Source organism: Stappia taiwanensis (assembly GCF_014635285.1).
GTDB lineage: Bacteria > Pseudomonadota > Alphaproteobacteria > Rhizobiales > Stappiaceae > Stappia > Stappia taiwanensis.
In genome coordinates this window covers 1-19,602 of sequence record NZ_BMCR01000015.1, presented here as the reverse complement: position 1 = coordinate 19,602, position 19,602 = coordinate 1, and the positions used below count along the sequence as shown (strand labels likewise).

Genomic DNA, 19,602 nt, shown 5'->3' with positions numbered 1-19,602 from the left:
TTTGAGGAATTCGCGGACACGCTGATCGGCGGCCTGGGGGATGATTATCTCTCCGGGGGAGATGGCGCCGACACCTATATCTTCCACCGTGGCGATGGCCGGGACACCATCAGGGAAAATGGCGAATACGACACTGATGTTGTGAAGGTCGAGGGCTATAGCCTTAAGGACGTTGTTTTCGAGAGGTCGATTGCCGACAACAACACGCTCGTTCTCAAGTTTGATGGCACCTCTGACCAGATTACCGTCGTCAACGGTCTTGGCCACTACGCCTGGGATCGGGTGGAGCAATACCAGTTTGATGATGGAACCCTGAACGCAGAGCAGATTGTCGCCCTGATCAATCAGGACCAGGCGACCGATGGCAACGACAGGATTACGGGTTTTGGGGAATTCGCGGACACGCTGAGCGGCGGTCTGGGCAATGACTATCTGACGGGCGGGGACGGCAGCGACACCTATGTCTTCCGCAGGGGGGATGGCCAGGACACGATTGACGACAATGGCAACAGAGACACGGATGTTCTGCGGATTGAAGGTTATACCGCTCAGGAGATGCAGGTCTCGCGGCACGCGCCGGGTAGCAATACGCTTGAGATCCGTTTTACCGGAACGGATGACAGGCTTCTCGTCCTTGATACACTGAATGGCAGCACCACCGACCAGATTGAAAAAGTGGTGTTCGATGACGGCACAGAACTGTCGATCGCCGAAGTGAAAGCGCTCCTGCCTGCCGAAACCTATACCGATATTTCCGGTTCGGGCGACCCGGATGTGCTGGAATCGACAAGCGCCAACGAGACCCTCTCCGGCGGCAATGGGTCCGACACCTATATCTATGATCGGGGGGACGGCACCGACATTATCAGCGACACTGGCACCAGCGGTGGCAGCGCGGACATACTGGTTCTGCGCGGCATTGGGGTCGATGAGGTTTCTGCCAGCAAATGGGGGAATCATCTGGTCCTGACGATTGCCGAGACCGCACCGGGCGCCGGTGATGGCGGTCAGATCCGGGTGGACCAGTTTCTGGACCGCAACTATCAGCGTGGCGTCGAAACAATTGAATTTGACGATGGCGACGCAGCTACTGACAATGTGGTCTGGACGCCGGAACAAATCAGAGCCTGGCTGCTGTCTGAAGCCCAGACCGCTGGCCACGACGAACCACCCGCATTTGCCACCGGTGATACGTATGAAGCCGGAGCCGGAGACGACATTATCGAAGGTGGCGGCGGCTCCGACACCTATATCTACAATCGGGGAGACGGCAAGGATGTCATCAGCGAAGCTGGCTCGTTTGGTGGCGGGGTAGACAAACTGATCTTGCGCGGCATCGACCCGGCTGATGTGTCGCTTGATAAATTCGGCGCTCATCTGATCCTGACGATCATGGAGGCCTTGCCGGGAAGCGGAGATGGGGGCCAGATCCGCATCGACGATTTTCTGGATCGCTACTACGACCGCAGCATCGAGACCATCGAGTTTGACGACGGTGACGAGGCGACCGCGAATGTGGTCTGGACCTTCGACGACGTCCGGGCGATGCTGATTGCCCAGGCAAGCACCGACAGGAACGATGCTCTACCCGGCTTCGACACGGATGATACCTATGAGGCGGGTGTAGGCGACGATTATCTCGCAGGCGGCGACGGGTCGGATACCTATATTTACAATCGCGGCGACGGCAAGGATGTCATCAGCGAAGCTGGCTCGTTTGGTGGTGGGGTAGACAAACTGATCTTGCGCGGCGTCGACCCGGCTGATGTGTCGCTCGATAAATTCGGCGCTCACTTGATCCTGACGATCATGGAGACCTTGCCGGGAAGCGGAGATGGGGGCGAGATCCGCATCGACGATTTTCTGGATCGCTACTATGACCGTAGCATCGAGACCATCGAGTTTGACGATGGCGACGAGGCGACCGCGAATGTGGTCTGGGCCTTCGACGATGTTCGAGCGATGCTGATTGCTCGGGCAAGCTCCGACGGTAACGATACCCTACCGGGGTTCGATACCGGCGATACCTACGAAGCAGGCGATGGCGACGATTATCTCGCAGGCGGCGAGGGGTCGGATACCTATATTTACAATCGCGGCGACGACAACGCTGTCATCAGCGAAACTGCGGCCTACGGCGGAGAGGCCGACAGGCTCGTGCTGCGCGGGATCGCTCCGGCGGATATTTCCATCGTCAAATTCGGCAATCACCTGATCCTGACGATTGCGGAGACGGCTCCTGGCGCCGGCGATGGTGGCCAGATTCGCATCGACGAGTTTGTCGAGCGCAACTTCGACCGAAGCCTGGAAACCATCGAGTTTGACGATGGTGACGAGGCGACCGCGAATGTGGTCTGGACCTTCGACGACGTCCGGGCGATGCTGATTGCGCAGGCGAGCACCGACGGGAACGACGCACCGGCAGGTTTCGACACAGATGACACTTATGAGTCGGGAGCAGGTGACGACTACCTGTCCGGTGGCGACGGCTCGGACACCTACATATACAATCGGGGCGACGGCAGCGATGTCATCAGCGAAACCGCTACTTTTGGTGGAACTGCGGACAGGCTCGTATTGCGTGGCATCGATCCGGCAGACGTCTCGGCGAGCAAATTCGGCAGCCATCTGATCCTGACGATCGCCGAGTCAGCACCGGGGGGGGGAGATGGCGGCCAAATCCGGATCGACCAGTTCCTCGAGCGGTATTTTGAGCGAAGCCTCGAGTTCATCGAATTCGATGATGGCGACGATGCGACTGAAAACGTTGTCTGGGACGTAGCGGAAACCAGAAAGAAAATCATCGGAAGCCAAATTTCAACTACGGACGACAAGGTTGTTGGCTTCAGCGAAGCGGATGTCATTGAAGCCGGGCTTGGGAACGACACGCTCTCCGGTCTGGATGGAGACGACACCTATATCTACAATCGCGGCGACGGTATTGACGCGATTATCGACAGTGCCGGCAGCGCCGATATGCTTGAGCTCCGGGGCATCGATCCGGATGATGTCATTGTGCGCCGGGGGCTGGGTGACGATCTCGAGCTGATCGTTCAGGAGAGTTGGCCGGGCGCCGGAGACGGTGGGCGTATCGTGGTGCGCGGGTCTTTCCCGGCAGCCGGTGCATACGGCATTGAGACCATTGCCTTCACCGACGATCCGGACACCGTCTGGACACGTGCCGAATTCGAGACATTGGCCGCGCGCAACACCGCAACACCGGGCGACGACCGGTTGGAAGGAACATCCGGCAACGACACGCTCAACGGCCTTGCTGGAGACGATTACCTGATCGGTGGCCTCGGCGACGATGTCTACCGCTTCGAAAGAGGCGCCGGTAAGGATCTGATCCGCGACGCGGGCGACGGAGCGGATACTATCGAGATCGCTGGTTATACGCTGGCCGAACTGACCTTTACGCGCCGCGGCCGAGAGGGCAGGGACCTGATTATCCGCGCTGCCGACGGCGACGAGATAACCGTCGTCAACGCCCTGGCAGGCACGGCCGGCGATGCGATCGAACAGATTGTGATCGTCGACGATGCAACGACTCTCACGTTTTCGGATGTGCAGGCACGCCTGGTGCTGGGGACTGCTGACGAGAACAACAACCAGATCATCGGGACCGACGGCCACGATACGCTCCAGGGTGACGGCGGCAACGATTTGCTGGCCGGTGGTGCGGGCAATGACACCTATCTCTGGCAGGCTGGCGAGGGCGACGATCTGATCGTCGACGACGGCACGGAAACCGGTGACCGGTTGGTCCTGACGGGTATCGCCTCTACGGATCTGGCCTACGCACGGCGCAGTCCGGCAAACGGGCACGATCTTGTCCTGCGCCTCCCGGATGGTCGCGATCGCATCACGGTGAGGGATGCGCTCAATGACGACGGCATCGGCATTGAGGAGATCCAGTTTACCGATACGGTCTGGCAGATTGACGACATGCGCCGCGCCGTAGTCGAACACGCCGCGACCGATAACGCCGAAACCATTCGCGGGTTTGAAAGCGACGACACGCTGTTCAGCCTCGGCGGCAGCGATCTGATGATCGGCGACAGCGGGAACGATACCTATCGTTTTGCACAAGGCGACGGGCACGATGTCATCGACGACCAAAGCTCAAGCGTGTCGGATCGTCTGGAGATCGTCGATCTGCTGTCTTCTGAAGCATCGGTTGAACGGCTCTACAAGGGCAGCGAGAGTCTTGTCATCCGCTTTGCCGGCAACAACGACGACACCATCACCATCAAACATGCCTTGTCAGAAACGGGCAGAGGCATTGAGACGATCGTTTTTGGTGACAATGTCGAGTGGAACAAGCAAGACCTGCTGGATCGCCTGGAGAACAATGCACCAGTCGCGGTCGAAGACGGCATTTTTACCGTCAGGCAGGAAGAGGTGCTCCTCCTCGATCCGCAAGCGTTGCTCAGAAACGATTACGACGCGAATGGCGACGACTTGTTCGTGATCGCGGTCAACGGTGGTGCTGACGGCACGGCTGAAATCGACGGCAACGGCAATATCGTCTTTACCGGCAAAGCCGGGTTTACCGGACCGACGAGTTTCACCTATACGGCCGCGGACGGGCAGGGCGGTTTTGCGACCGGCACCGTCAGCGTCCGGGTCTCTCCGTTGGCCTCCGCACGCGACGACGAAGGCTTTAACGTTGACGAAGACGGCTTCCTGACAATCGAAACCGTCCGGCTGCTGTCAAACGATGCCGATGGCGACCGGATGATCGTCTCTCAGGTACTCGGTGCCCAGAACGGCACTGTCAGCCTTTCGAGCAACGGTGAGATCAGCTTCACGCCGGCGGCCGATTTCAACGGTCTTGCAAGTTTCAGGTATGTAGCCAACACCCCGGAAGGGGGCCGGACCGAGGCAACCGTCTACATCAATGTGACAGCGCAAAACGATGCGCCGACCGCTTTCAACGACATCGGTTTCACGACGGACGAGGACCAGGCGTTTTCGATTGAAGCGTCTGAGCTTCTCGCCAACGACCAGGACATTGACGGCGACACGCTGCAGGTCACTGCTGTGATCGGCAATGCGGATGTGCAGGTCGAACTGACGGATGATGGTGTCATCCTCGTCACCCCGGCTCCATATTTCTTCGGCCAGACGTCGTTCGACTACACGATCTCGGACGGCAACGGCGAAAGTTCGACGGCCACGGTTCAGATTGATGTGGCGCCGGTCAACAACGATCCGGAACCGCAGGACGACAACTTCACCATCAACGAAGACGAACCGACCCTTCTGGATGTCAGCGAACTGCTCGCCAACGACATTGAACGGGACGGCGATCCGCTTGTCGTCTCGTCCGTGCGCGGCGGATATGGCGGGACCGCGGTTCTATATGACAACGGCACGGTCCTCTTCACGCCCAATTCCAATTTCAACGGGCAGGCGCATTTCTTCTACACGGTGGACGATGGCCAGGGTGGTCTGGTGGAAGCCCGGGCCAATGTGCAGGTGGATCCGGTCAACGACGCACCCAGTGCGCGTGACGAAAGCTACGATGACAACGGTGTGTTCTTCCTGAACGGCACCGAGGATATCGTACTGACGATCGCGATTTCCGACCTTCTGGCCAACGACACGGACATCGAGGGCCTGGATCTCAGCCTCGTTTCGATTTCCTTTGCCGAGAACGGAACAGCGGAAATCTCGGGCGAGAACATCATCTTCACACCCGATGCGGATTACTGGGGCGAGGCACAGTTCCGCTATGTCATCCGGGACGAGGGGGGGCTGGTCGACGATGCGGCCGTCACGATGTATTTCGATCCCGTCGGGGATGCGCCGCCGGTTGCCGCCAACGACGTCGTCACCATCTACGAGGACGTGGAAACGGTCATCCCCGCGCCCGCCCTGTTGAGCAATGACACGGATATCGATCTCGATCCGCTTGAAATCATTTCCGTCACCCGCTCGCTTGGGTTCAAGGGAAGCGTTCGCCTCAATGACGACGGCGACATCGTTTTCACACCGGCGCTCAACTCCAACCAGACCAGCGAATTCTCCTATACGGTGACCGACAACGCAGACGGCTCGGATACCGCCCGCGTTCGCGTGAATATCATTCCCGTCAATGACGCGCCGACCGCCAACCATGACGCCGGCGCGACCAGCCTCGACGCACCGCTGGTGCTGCGCATTTCCGACTTGCTTGCCAATGACGAGGACGTGGACAATGACGCGTCCGAATTTAGTTTCGAAGGCATCCGGTTCCTGTCGGACGGCACCTATTCGATCTACAACGACGAGTTCGTGGTCGTTGAATACGAGCAGGGCTTCTCCGGGGAAGTATCGCTCGACTACACCATCGCGGATATCGAAGGCGCGGAGGATGACGGCACGGTGGTTGCCTTGATCTCCGACCAGCATCTCGACACGTTGACCGGTTCGGACAGGCGCGATCTCGTCATCGGCACACATCTGGCGGAAACGATCCTCGGGCTTGCGGGCGATGACGACCTGTTCGGCCGGGAAGGCAACGACCTTATCAACGGCGGCGACGGGGCCGACCAGATCGACGGCGGCGCCGGGTTCGACACGGTAACATTCGAGGGCTCCAACGTCGGGGTTCGTGCGGACCTTGCGGCCCGCATCGGCCAGGGCGGATTTGCGCAGGGCGATATCTATGTGGATGTCGAAGCGCTTTCCGGTACGATCTATGCCGATGAATTGCTCGGCGATACGGGCGTCAACATATTGACGGGTCTCGGCGGCAACGACCTTCTGGACGGCCGCGAAGGGGACGACACTCTGCTTGGCGGGGCAGGGGACGACCGGCTGCTTGGCGGTCTCGGCGCCGACCTTATGGACGGCGGCGAAGGTAATGACACCGCGGACTATGCGGTATCGGCCGAAGCGGTCCAGGTGTCCCTGGCAGCCGGGACGGCCTCCGGAGGCGATGCCGAAGGCGATACGCTTAACGCGATCGAGAACCTGACCGGGTCCGATCGCAACGACGTCTTGGAAGGGGATGGGGGCGACAACCGGCTTGTCGGCAGACGTGGCAACGACCGCCTGATCGGTGGCGCGGGCAACGACATCCTGATTGGGGGACGCGGCGCGGACATTCTGGAGGGTGGCGAAGGCGTCGACCGGGTTGAATACACCTTGTCCGACAGCGGCGTGACCGTCAATCTGACGGATAGCAGCGCCGGTGGCGGCGACGCCCTTGGCGACACGTTCTCGTCCATCGAGCTGATTGTCGGCAGTTTCCATGATGACACGCTGATCGGAGATAGCTTCGACAATGTCTTCATGGGCGGGCGTGGTGCTGATATCATCGACGGTGGCGGAGGGTTTGACACTGCCGATTATTCCGAGGCAAACGAAGCGGTCGCCATCGATCTCGAAGCGGGCTCCGGCAGTGCCGGCGAGGCCACAGGCGACCATCTCATCAGCATCGAGCAAATTCTCGGGTCCGTCCATGACGATGTGATTTCTGGCGGCAGCTCTGCTGAGACATTCGCCGGCGGATTGGGCAACGATATTCTTTCGGGCCGGGCCGGTTCGGATACTTACCGTTTCGGCTTTGATGACGGTGAAGACGTCATCCAGGAAAATGGCGACCTTGCCGATGTTGACCGGCTTTCCCTCGCAGATGAGATCCGTCCAGCGGATGTCAGCCTCCTGTGGGAAGGCGATGACCTGCTGATCGAGTTCGAGCAAGCCGGCGGAATCCTGACAGACACGGTTCGCGTCGCCGATCATTTCCTTGGCCGGGAAACCGGCATTGAGGAGATTGCGTTCGGCAACGGCACGGTGTGGGACAGAGACCAGATCGATACCCTGATCCGGGCGGGCCGGTTCAACGCCCAGGACGACATCATCCGGTTCGCAGACGAAGACGTGGCCCTGGTGATCACGCCTGACCGGCTGACCGGCAACGATGCAACGGAAGATACGGATGCTTTGGAGATTGTTGCGGTGAGCGATGTCTCCGGCGGCAGCGCGACACTCAATGTGGACGGCACCGTTACCTTCCTCGGCGATCAGGACTTCAACGGCGACGCATTTTTTGACTACACCGTGCGCGACACGTTCGGGCGGGAATCCACGGCTCGGGCCGAGGTCAACGTGCTGCCGGTCAACGATGCTCCGGTTGCGGCTGATGACGGCGTGTTCATCGGCGTTGAAGATACGGTACTGGTCATTCCGCTGGACGATATCCTGGGCAACGATTTCGATGTGGACGGAGATACGCTGACCGTCGAAAGCGCGTTGTTTGGACCGGCGCTGGATGAGAATGGCGATCCGCTCTATCCGTCCGCCCTCACCAATGCGTCCAACGGCCTTGTTACGGTCCAGGGCAACGAGATCCACTTCAGGCCAAACGCAGATCACTACGGCTTTGCCGGTTTCACCTACACCATCTCGGACGGCAATGGCGAAACTGCAACCACTCAGGTGGAGCTCAACTTCCTGGCCGTCAACGATGCGCCGCAGCCGATCGGGGATGGGGCCACCGTCCGCCTGGGACGGCCCGAACTGATCGAGGTGTCGCGCCTGATCGGCAATGACACCGATGTCGAGGGCGACGATATCTTCTTCGTCACCGCCTTCAACGCCGAGAATGGCACCATTGAGCTGCTCGCGGGCGATCTTTCGCCCGTTTCTGATCCCGCGGACGCTGTCTATGTTCGTTTTGCGGCGGACGCACTGGGGGATGCCTCCTTCACCTACACCGTTCGCGACGAGCTTGGCGCTACCGCCAACGGCACCGTGGAGATTCGTGTCATTCCGCTCAATGACCCGCCCGTTGCCAGAAACGATAGCGGTTTTGAGACCATCGAAGATCAGGTGCTGATCATTGATCCCGCAGATCTCTTGGCCAATGACAGCGATCCGGAGGGTGATCCTCTGTCGATCCTCGAACTGGAACCATTCCCGCTGAACGGAAAGGTGGCATTCAACGACGACGGCATGATCGTCTTCACGCCCCGGGCCGACTACAATGGTCTGGCCGGCTTCACTTATACGGTGACCGACGGGAAGAACCTCGATACGAACTATCCGGGCATCGACACGGCCTTCGTGTCCATCTCGATCGTGCCCGACAACGACGCTCCGCAGTTGCGCGATGATGTTGTCGAAGGTGTCGAGGACTTGCCCATCACGGTCATCCCGGGCGAGGCGTTTGCCAATGACCTTGAGCCCGACGGCGATGTCATCTTCTTCGAAAGTGCCCGGTTCATCGGTGTTCTGGAAAACGATTTCACCAACCGGGCGGAGCTGACGGCGGACTCGAGCCTCGACAATCCGGTGATCGATGCGGCTAATACAAGCATCCGCGCCACTCTCGACAACGGATCCGATCTTCCGGCCTGGCTGACCTTCGACGCCGCTACGTTGACCTTCACCGGCACGATGCCGGAACCGGCACCAGAGGCCTTCGACGTAACGCTTCAGTTCACCTACACGGATCCGGACAGCGGCGAAGTCGCCGTCTATGAAGATGCACTCACTATCGAACCTGCAGACGCAGCCGCGCTCGCGGACGGTCTTGCCTATGAAGCCGACCTGATCGGACTTGTGGGCGGCGCGGGAACCTGGTCTGCCGATATGTGGACCGGCCATCCTCTTCCCGGCTGGCTGGAATTCGGCCCGCAAACGCAGGAGTTCGCCCTCACCGGCATTGCGCCGGACGCGGACGAGTCCATTGCGCGGGTGCGGGTCCGTTTTACACCTGATGATGCGGCCAAGGCGCCTTACGAGATCGAGGTTCGCATTGATCCGGCACAGCCGATCGATCCGGCAATCAATGCGCTCTTTGATGACGAGCCCTATTTTGCAGCGCAGGGTCTGCGGACGCTCGGAATCGCCGACGATGCGGTTGTCACGGCGCAGGAAGCCGATCTGACGCCGCTGCCGGATTGGCTTGCCTTCGATCCGGATACACTGACCTTCACCGGAACACCGCCGGAGAAATATGTTGGAACGATCTCCGTCCGCGTCGATATCGGTGCGTCTGTGCAAACCGGGCAGCCGGGTTTTGCGCTGATCCAGGACATCGTTGTCGACGAGGCGCTCGAGCTCACGAATGCTGGCGGATTTACCGTCACCGTATTCGAGGAACTGATCGATCTCGTCACGCCCGAGGATTTCAACGGAGCGTTTGCGATCGAGTACACGGCCCGCGACACCAAGGGAGCCGTCTCGGCGGAGCCCGCAATCATTGTGATCAACGTGGAGGCGCAGCCGGAACTGCCGGATGCCAATGACGACAGTTTTGAGGTCCTGGAAGACGGTCAGATCGAATTCACCCTGGCCGATCTGCTTGCCAATGACGGTGACGACGACGGCGATCCGATCCACGTCATTGCAATCCGCCAGCCTTCGACGGGCACGCTCGAAATCCGTATTCCGAAAGTGAATTTCGATCTTCCGGGCGAACCCGGTGGCAGTTATCTGGTGGAATTGCAGGACGGCTCGGCCCTGCCGGACTGGCTGAGCGTGGACGAGGCCACGGGATCCCTTCGCGGAACGCCGCCGGTTGATTTTGCCGGCACGCTGGTCCTGCGCGTCGTACGCACGGGCCAGGACGGCGATGTAGAGACCTTCCAGGATCTCGCCATCAACGGCAATGACGGCGTCACGTTCGTTTATACGGCCGAGCCGGAATATTCCGGACCGGTTACCTTCGACTACGACCTGACGGACAATGCGCAGGGAACGGACACCGGGACGGTCACCATCAACGTGCTGCCGGCAAACGATCCACCGATCGCTGCGGATGATACGTTCGATGGCGTCGAGGATACGTCGCTTACGATGCGGCAGGCTGCTCTTGTCGCCAATGACGTGGACGTGGACGGCGACACGCTCCGGGTATCTTCCGTTCTCAATGCCGTGAATGGCACTGTCGAACTGGTCAACGGTGAAATCGTCTTTACGCCCGACCACAATTTCGATGGCGTTGCCACATTCGACTATGTGGTGACCGATGATCAGGACGGTGAGGACACTGGCACGGTTACCATCAATGTCGCCGCGGACAACGCTGCGCCGGTGACGGTTGTTGACCGCTTCGAAGGCATCGAGGACACGCCGTTCTCAGTCACGCTCGAGGACATTCTGGGCAATGACTACGATCCGAACGGTGACGAGATCTCCTTTGTCTCCTTCAGCACGGACAATGAAGGCGGCACGGTCCTGAAGCTGCCGGATGGCTCCTATGCGCTCACGCCACGGGGTAATTTCACCGGTGAGATCAGCTTCACCTACACCATCACCGACGGACGGCTGAACTCCGAGCAGACCGGCAACGTGATTGTCGATTTTGCACCGGTGAACGATGCGCCGGAAGCTGTTGACGACGGTGGTTACACGATCGAGGAAGACCAGACCTTCTCGATCGATCTTGCCCAGATGCTCGTCAACGACACGGATGTGGAAGGCGACAGCCTTTTCGTCTCGCGTGTTCTCGATCCGGTCAACGGGACCGTGGAGATTGTCGATGGTCAGGCTGTCTTCACGCCAAGAGCCGATTACTTCGGCAATGCCGGTTTCGCCTATGAAGTCTCAGACGGCAACGGCGGGACGGATATCGGGTTTGTCTCCATCTCGATAACGCCAGGGCAGGACCTGCCGATCGCGGTTTCCGACGACGGATTTACGATCAATGAAGACAGCTTTGTCGACATTGCGATCGCGGACCTTTTGGCCAACGATGTCGATCCCGATGGCGATGCCATCAGTTTTGTCGGCGTGACGGGGGCGGTCCAACTGGATGGGGACACGATCCGCTTCACACCGGCGGCGGACGTCAATGGCCGGATGACGTTCACCTACTCCATCACTGATGGAAACGGTCCCGCCGTCAGCGCCACGGTTTATGTCGACGTGCTGCCGCAGGATGACGATCCGACCGCCGGGGACGACCAGGTGTCCGGAACCGAAGACCAGGTGCTCGTCATTCCCGTTCAGTCGCTGCTGGCAAATGACGGCGATGTCGACGGGCACAATATCTCGATCGTGAGCGTTCAGAACGCAGAGGGCGGCACGGCAAGTCTCGACGGTGCCGGAAACATCCTCTTCACGCCGACAGAGAATTACGCGGGCGCTGCGCGTTTCGAATACACCTTGCAGGACGTATCCGGGGCAACGGATACCGCGACGGTGTCGATCGATCTGCAGGGTGTCAATGATGCTCCGGAGGTTGCCACCCCGCTTCCCGACCTGTCCTCGACGGAAGACGGCGCGGTCAGCTTCCAGCTGCCGGCGGATGCTTTCACGGACGAGGATGGCGATGTGCTGACACTAGCGGCGGCGCTTGCCGATGGCTCGGCGCTACCGGCCTGGCTGATGTTCGATGCGGATGCCGGGTCCTTTACCGGCACGCCGCCGCAGGACTTCACCGGCGCTTTGGAAGTGCGGGTGACGGCGTCCGACGGCGCACTCGAAGTGAGCGGCACGTTTACACTGACGATCACGCCAGTGAACGATGCGCCTGTGGCGGCGGCCGACGGTCCGGTGGGCACAAGTGAAGACGGCACGGTCGTGATCGCGGCGGCTGAACTTCTTGCCAACGACCAGGACGCGGATGGCGACCTGCTGACGCTGGTCTCCGTCCAAGATGCGGTCAATGGCAGCGTCGCGCTGAACGGCGACGGCGATGTGATGTTCACACCGGCGCCGGACTTCCACGGCGTGGCAAGCTTCAGCTACACGGTCTCAGACGGTGAGGTGTCCTCGACGGCGACGGTCACTGTTGGTGTTGAGGCTGTCAATGACGCGCCTGTGGCTGCGGACGACATGGTTGACGCACTCGAAGACGAAGTCCTCGTCCTGCCGCTTCAGCAGCTACTGGACAACGATGCGGATCCGGACGGCGACGTTCTGCTGATCACTGAGGTTTCTTCCGGCGAAGGCTACTCGGCTGCGCTGGACGGCAACGGCAACGTGGTGATCAGCTTTACGGAGAACCTGAACGGCGAAGTGCAGCTCGCCTACACCGTCAGCGACGGCGAACTGACAGACAGCGCGTCTTTGACAATCAATGTGGCTGCAGTCAATGACCGGCCGACCGTGAGACCGTTGGAGGATAGGCATGTCGATGAGGACACGCCGATCGATTTCACGCTGGCCTCAGATATTGCCGCGGACGTCGACGGAGACAATCTGACCTTCTCTGCGACACGGGCTTCTGGCGCGGCCCTGCCGGCCTGGCTACAGTTCGATGCGGCCACGCGCCGGTTTTCCGGCACGCCGCCAGCGAACTTCGCGGGAACGGTTGCAATTGCGGTTGTCGCGACCGACGGGACCTTGAGCCATGCTGCGGAGTTTGACCTTGTGGTCGATCCTGTGAACGATGCGCCGATGATCTCCATGCCCTTCTCCGATCGCTATGTGAACGAAGACGAGGCCTTTGTTGTGGAACTTCAGAGAAGTCTCTTCAGCGATGTCGACGGCGACGCTCTGAGTTACTCGATCTCGTTAGCAGATGGATCCGCGTTGCCGCAATGGTTGAATGCCGATATCGACCTGCTGCAGCTGTCCGGCCTGCCGCCGCAGGACTTCACTGGTGTTCTGGACATCAGGGTGACCGCCTCCGACGGCGCCCTGTCGGTGTCGGACGTCTTCAAGCTGACGGTCAATCCGGTCAACGACGCCCCCGAGCTTACCGCACCGCTGGACGACAAGACCACGGATGACGACGGCAATGTCCTTGAAACCGGGACACCCTTCGTCCTCACGGCGCAAACGGATCTCTTCATCGACGATGACGGCGATACCCTGGCCTTTGCCTCGACACTTGCGGACGGGTCCGCATTGCCGTCGTGGCTGGTGTTCGACGGTGTCACTTATTCGGGGACAGCGCCGTCAGACGCGGCCGGGTCGCTGGATATCTTGCTGAAGGCAACCGACGGCAGCAGCGAAGTCAGCGACGTGTTCACGCTTACCTTCGAAAACGGAAATTCGGCTCCCGTGGCCACGGATGACGTTTTCGAAGCGGAAGTCGGGTTCACTCTGGCTTTGCCGGTCGAAGCGCTTCTGGTCAATGACAGCGATCCGGATGGCGACACGCTGACCGTGACTGCCGTGTCGGCCGCCGGCAATGGCGAAACACGGTTCGAAAATGGCATTGTCACCTATACGCCTGGGATGGATTTCGAAGGCACCGACCAGTTCACCTACACCGTTTCCGACGGTAGCGCGACCGCAACAGCGACCGTATCGGTCAATGTCACCAATCCCTATGATGACATCATCATCGGCGGTGCCGGCAGCGACGTCGAATTCGGCGGCTCCGGCGATGACTATATCGACGGCGGTGCCGGCAGCGACATCCTGTTCGGCGGCCGCGGAGCGGACACGCTAGTGGGCGGCGAAGGCAATGACATCCTGTTCGGCAATGGCGGCCAAGACAGCTTGCGCGGCGGCGCAGGTGACGACCTGCTGTTCGGCGGCGCCGGGACGGACACGTTCTACTACGAAACCGGCGATGGCCGTGACGTGCTCTTCGGCAGCTTCCGGCGCAGCTACATTGCCGGGGACGAGGTGGCCCTGTCGGTGAACGGCGTCGAGAGCTTCGCGGACCTGATTCAGTACGGCAGCAATACTGGTGGTGGTGTGCTGTTCGATTTCGGCAACGGCGACGAGTTTTTCCTCGCCGGAACGCGACTTGCCGCTTTGGACGACGACAAGTTCACTTTCTACTAGAATCCGGATCAATCGACTGACGTTCAAACGGTTTCGGTTGAACGCCAGTCGATTCCGGGGAATGTGAAACAGATAAAAACAATGCAACCAGCCATGCCCCCGGATAAAAACGGCTATCTGCAGGCGCTGCGGCGCCTCTATCCCACGCTTGCTGTCGTCGGGCTGTTTAGCGCGGCGGTCAATCTCCTGATGCTGACCGGTCCGCTGTTCATGCTGCAGCTCTACGACCGGGTCATGTCCAGCGGGTCGGTCGCCACGCTGCAGGGGCTGTTCCTGATCACGGTGCTGGCCTATTTTTTCTTGGGAGTCTACGACCTCCTGCGTAATCGCATGCTGTCCCGGGCCGCCTATCGGCTGGACAAGATGGCTGCGCCGGATGGTTTCGATATCTGGCTGCGTTCGGGTCTCACCGCCCACGGAACGGTGGCGCGGCCGCTGAACGATCTGGCCACTGTCAGAGGCTTCCTGTCCAGTCCGGCAATGACCGGCTTCTTCGACATGCCCTGGATTCCGTTCTACCTGACCATCGTCTTTTTCATTCACACCTGGCTCGGCGTTCTGGCGCTCGCCGGCGCGGTGGTGGTCACGGTCCTGGCGCTGGCAAACCAGTTCGCGACGAAGCAGCGCTTCGCCCAGGCAATGGGCATGGACAGCGCGGAAACCTATTTCACCGACCAGATTCACCGGAACAGCAACGCCCTGATCCCGCTTGGCATGGCGCACAAACTGCGCGGGCACTGGAGGACCATGCATGGCGCTGGCCTGGCAACCGGTCAGACCGCCGGCGAACGCACCGAAATCTATGCCGCGTTTTCTAAGGCGTTCCGGCCGCTGCTGCAGTCGGCGCTGCTGGCGCTTGGCGGTTACCTGGCGTTGAAACAGGAAATCTCTCCGGGCATGATCGTGGCGACGTCGATCATCGCGGGCCGGGCGCTGGCGCCGGTCGACCAGGTCATCGGCCAGTGGCGCAATGTTGTGCGCGCGCGTGAAGCGCATAAGCGGCTGAAATTGTCCATGGCCGGCAGCGCGGCGGAGGTCCAACGAGTGGAACTGCCCGATCCGGAGGGCAAGATTTTCGTGCGCGGGCTGACCAAGTCCGCCCCAGGCCAGGCCGGCCGGGCCGAACGTCCCCCGATCCTTCAGGAGGTTAACTTCGATCTCGTTCCTGGAGATGCCCTCGGAGTGATCGGCCCATCGGCCTCCGGAAAAAGTTCGCTGGCACGGCTGCTAGTCGGCGCCTGGCGGGCGGATGCCGGCGAAATCCGTCTCGACAGCGCGACGCTGGATCAGTGGGCGCCGGAGGTTCTGGGACGCTTCATCGGCTACCTGCCGCAGACCCTGGAGCTCCTTGCCGGCACCATTCGCGATAACATTGTCCGCTTCGATCCGAACGCTGCCGATGAAGACCTGATCGCGGCGGCGAAACTGGCCGGTGTGCACGAAATGATCCTCAAATTGCCGGACGGTTACAACACGCACCTGGAATATGGCACCCCGATCCTGTCCGGAGGGCAGACCCAACGTATCGGACTGGCGCGGGCTCTTTATGGAATGCCAAAGCTGGTGGTGCTGGACGAGCCCAATTCCAACCTTGACGCGGACGGCGACGAAGCATTGTCGCAGGCAATCGCGCGGATGCGCGAGGCGGGCAGCACCGTTGTGGTGATGGCGCATCGGCCGAGCGCGATCGCGGCGGTCAACAAGCTGATGGTTCTGAATGACGGCCGGGTGGTGGATTTCGGCAATAAATCGGAAGTGCTGCGCCGGGCGACCCGGCCGGCACCTCCTTCAGCTGCGGAGGCGGTTTGAGGCGATGACGGCGATCACATCCACCATGCCTCGCCCAGAGGTCAAGACCGACTTGCGCACCCTTGGGATCGTCGGCGCGCTGGCCAGTGTCTGTCTTGTCGCCGGTGCGCTGCTGTGGGCGCATTTCACCCTGATCAACGGCGCGGTCATCGCGATCGGCCGGGTAACGGTGCAGGGCAAACCAAAAACTGTCCAGCATCTGGATGGCGGCATCGTCCGGGAAATCCTGGTGCAGGATGGCGACCGGGTGAAGGCCGGCCAGGTGCTGGTCCGCCTCGACGAAACGATGCTGCGCGCCAACTTGCAGATCTACCACGCCCGGCTTGCCAATGCGGCGGCGCTGCGTGACCGGCTCGAAGCCGAACAGAGCGGCGTGGAGGCCATCGTCTATGACGACGATATTCACGCCCTCGACGGCCGCGATCTGGACGCTGTCCGACGCGGCCAGACGGCGATCTTCAATTCCCGGCGCGACGTGCAACTGGGGCGCCGCGAGCAGTTGGAGGAAAAGGTCCGCCAGTACGAGAACCAGATCGTCGGCATCAACGCGCTGGTGGCCGCCAAGAAGGACCAACTGACGTCGCTTGAGAGCGAGCTGGAGGGCATGGTCAAGCTCAGCAAGCTCGGCCATATCCGCAAGAGCCAGGTCCTCAGCATGCAGCGCAGCCGCTCCGACCTGATCGGGCAACTGGGCGAACACGAGGCGGAACTCGCCCGCATTGCCAATTCGATCCGCGACACTGAGCTGGAAATCTTGCTCGCCGAACGCCAGGTGCGCGAGGAGGCGGTGACCGAACTGCGCGAGACCAACACCTCCATCGAGGAAATGACCCAGCAGATCCTGTCGACCGTCAAGCAGCTGGAACGGGTCGAAATCCGATCCCCGGTCGACGGCATCATTCACGAAATTCAGGTGGTGACGATCGGCGGCGTGGTGGCGCCGGGCGCGGTTATCCTACAGGTGATCCCGTCGGGCAGGGGCATCGTCTTCGAAACCCGGGTCGATCCGTCCGCCATCGATCAGGTGTTTATCGGCCAGTCCGCCCGCATCCGCCTGTCGGCCTTCAATCAGCGCACCACGCCGGAACTGACCGGTGCGATCGTGAATATCTCCGCCGATGCGGTGGTCGACGAAGCCTCCGGCGCATCCTTTTATCGGGTTTTGGTCGCTTCGCCAGTTGAACAGCTGAACCGTCTGGGAGACCTGGAAGTGCTGCCCGGGATGCCGGTGGAAGCGTTTTTGCAGACAGACGAGCGCACGGTCCTGTCCTATCTGGTGAAACCCTTTACGGAACAGGTGAACCGCGCCTTCCGGGAAGAGTAAAGCCAGCTCTCAACACAGCAATTTAAAGGGCGGACATTTGATATTTAGTCGCCCATATACAGAAACTGATCGGAATATGGGAGTTTTGGGCGTCAAGCCGCCTTGTGAAGTGCAATTGAGAGCTCATGCTACGGAGTGATGATTGTTCTTGCGTATTTTCTCTGTACGCGTAATCGAAAATTTGTCAATCCTACGTTGTTGACTGTTAATCCTTCCCATGGGTATCGAATGCAGCAGGAGGATGAAGCGCTGATCTATTCCAATAACGTGCTGACGGAGGATGCGGACGGCCACCACTGGGTCGTGGTGAAGGAGACTTGCGATCTCGCGAATGACGACGACGCGTTGTTGGTCCATGCGGTAGAGGTAATACGTCAAGCTTACGGGGAAGATGAAATCCGCCGCATTGCCGAGGAGGCAGCGATTTCGTTGCCGGAACCCGCAGAAGGGCTCGCGGGATCGTTTGACACCGAAGCAATTATGGCTGCATTCAGGAAGTCCATTCCGGACCCGGACAGAGAGGGCCGCAAGCCGCCACAGCTCGCAAATTATCGATCTGAGACGGCGGAACTCATTGCCCGTGCTGCGCTCGCTAAGGTCTATGGTTTTGAGATTCCACCTGCGTTGCACGCCGCAAAGCCGAACCGCGTCCAGCCGATATTGGGCTTCGATGGCTGGACTGTGGCGCTGACCTCCTCGGACGGCCTTTGCTTAGTCCTTATTCAGGTTAAGGGCACCGACGACCGGACAAGACCACCGGGGGAGGCAGCCAAGCTGGTGGTCGAGTGCGGAAAGGCCGTCGCCGACAAGGCAAAGCTGAACGACTTCTTGATGGCGTGTGTGGTCAGGTGCCAAGGCACCGAATACGCGGCGATGTTACTCGGAATGGTATCGGAACTCGAAACCATGGGTATGATACCGAATACACTCCTGTCTCCCGTTATCGTCCGTGGTCAGGTAGAGGCAGACCTCGCTGACCTTCAATCGCTAAGGGATGCGACAATTTCCTACTTGCATGCGAAAGCCCGTGGCATGACTCTCTCGCTTGGCACTGAACTCAACGCTTTCGGTCGAGCGGCAATGGATAAAGCCCGTAGTAATGACTGACGTGACGCCCATCTTCGATGAGGAATACCTGGAGGGGCTGGTCTCACACTTCGATGACAGTGCCTTCCAGTCATCGTTCAATAACTACGAACGTCCCGATTCTGAGCAGCTCGTTCAGCTTAAACTCGGGTCTATGCTGGGTTACGAGAAGTGGGTTTCCGGACTGGAACCTGACGTCGCGAACCTCGCCACTTCCAATCAAGTCGAACCGGCTAGTCGGGTTTTCGATCGTTGGTTGGCCTATGTCGTGACAGCATATCCGCATCGCCCGGTCGAACTTCGCGACCTGTTCCTGATGTCGACGTCGGCGTTATGGGCTAGGCGTCCGACTGAGCTGCGGCACGTCCTTAGGCTCGGTCCCATTTCGGCAATCATCGATCTTGCCGCGTCCTCCGATCAAGGATGGCCTAGTCGTGTCAGGGAAGCGGTTTCTCGCGCTCTGATGCTCGTCGCGCGCCAATCGGGACGGGGTGACGTCGAAAATGCGCGCAGTTGTCTCAATGAGCTGCGGAACCTGCAGCGATTGGCGGAGGTCGATTGGCTTAAAGAAGCCGAACGTCCCCAGCAAACTGCGTTGGAACTTCTTGCGCTTTACCATTGTGCTCAGGCAACTGACCTGCTCCCCTGAATGTACCCGTTCATAGGCTAGCGCCGTTCACGTTGTGGTCCATTCG

5 protein-coding genes and 1 pseudogene are annotated in these 19,602 nt (G+C 60.1%); all 6 read left to right on the top strand.

The features are described 5' to 3' along the window. Positions 1 to 21: 21 nt before the first annotated feature. Positions 22 to 264, top strand: a pseudogene (locus tag IEV83_RS20445) (hypothetical protein); the annotation flags it as partial. 18 nt (positions 265 to 282) lie between these two features. Continuing rightward, entirely contained in the window at positions 283 to 14,688 is a 14,406-nt protein-coding gene (locus IEV83_RS19940) for a tandem-95 repeat protein (protein WP_244628269.1), read from the top strand. A 93-nt stretch (positions 14,689 to 14,781) separates the two neighbouring features. Further along, positions 14,782 to 16,497 carry a type I secretion system permease/ATPase gene (locus tag IEV83_RS19935; protein WP_209003264.1) on the top strand — a complete coding sequence of 572 codons (1,716 nt, stop codon included), beginning with the start codon at positions 14,782 to 14,784 and terminating at the stop codon, positions 16,495 to 16,497. A 4-nt stretch (positions 16,498 to 16,501) separates the two neighbouring features. Then, a complete protein-coding gene (locus IEV83_RS19930; protein WP_181762091.1) occupies positions 16,502 to 17,821 on the top strand; it encodes an HlyD family type I secretion periplasmic adaptor subunit in 1,320 nt (439 codons plus the stop codon). A gap of 135 nt (positions 17,822 to 17,956) precedes the next feature. Continuing rightward, positions 17,957 to 18,928 (top strand): hypothetical protein, encoded by a 972-nt coding sequence (locus IEV83_RS19925; protein WP_181762092.1) that lies wholly within the window; start codon positions 17,957 to 17,959, stop codon positions 18,926 to 18,928. Beyond that, the gene (locus IEV83_RS19920; protein ID WP_181762093.1) at positions 18,921 to 19,556 is read left to right on the top strand and encodes a hypothetical protein; all 636 of its coding nucleotides are present in this window, start codon (positions 18,921 to 18,923) and stop codon (positions 19,554 to 19,556) included. The genes IEV83_RS19925 and IEV83_RS19920 overlap by 8 nt, the downstream gene beginning before the upstream one ends. Positions 19,557 to 19,602: the final 46 nt, after the last annotated feature.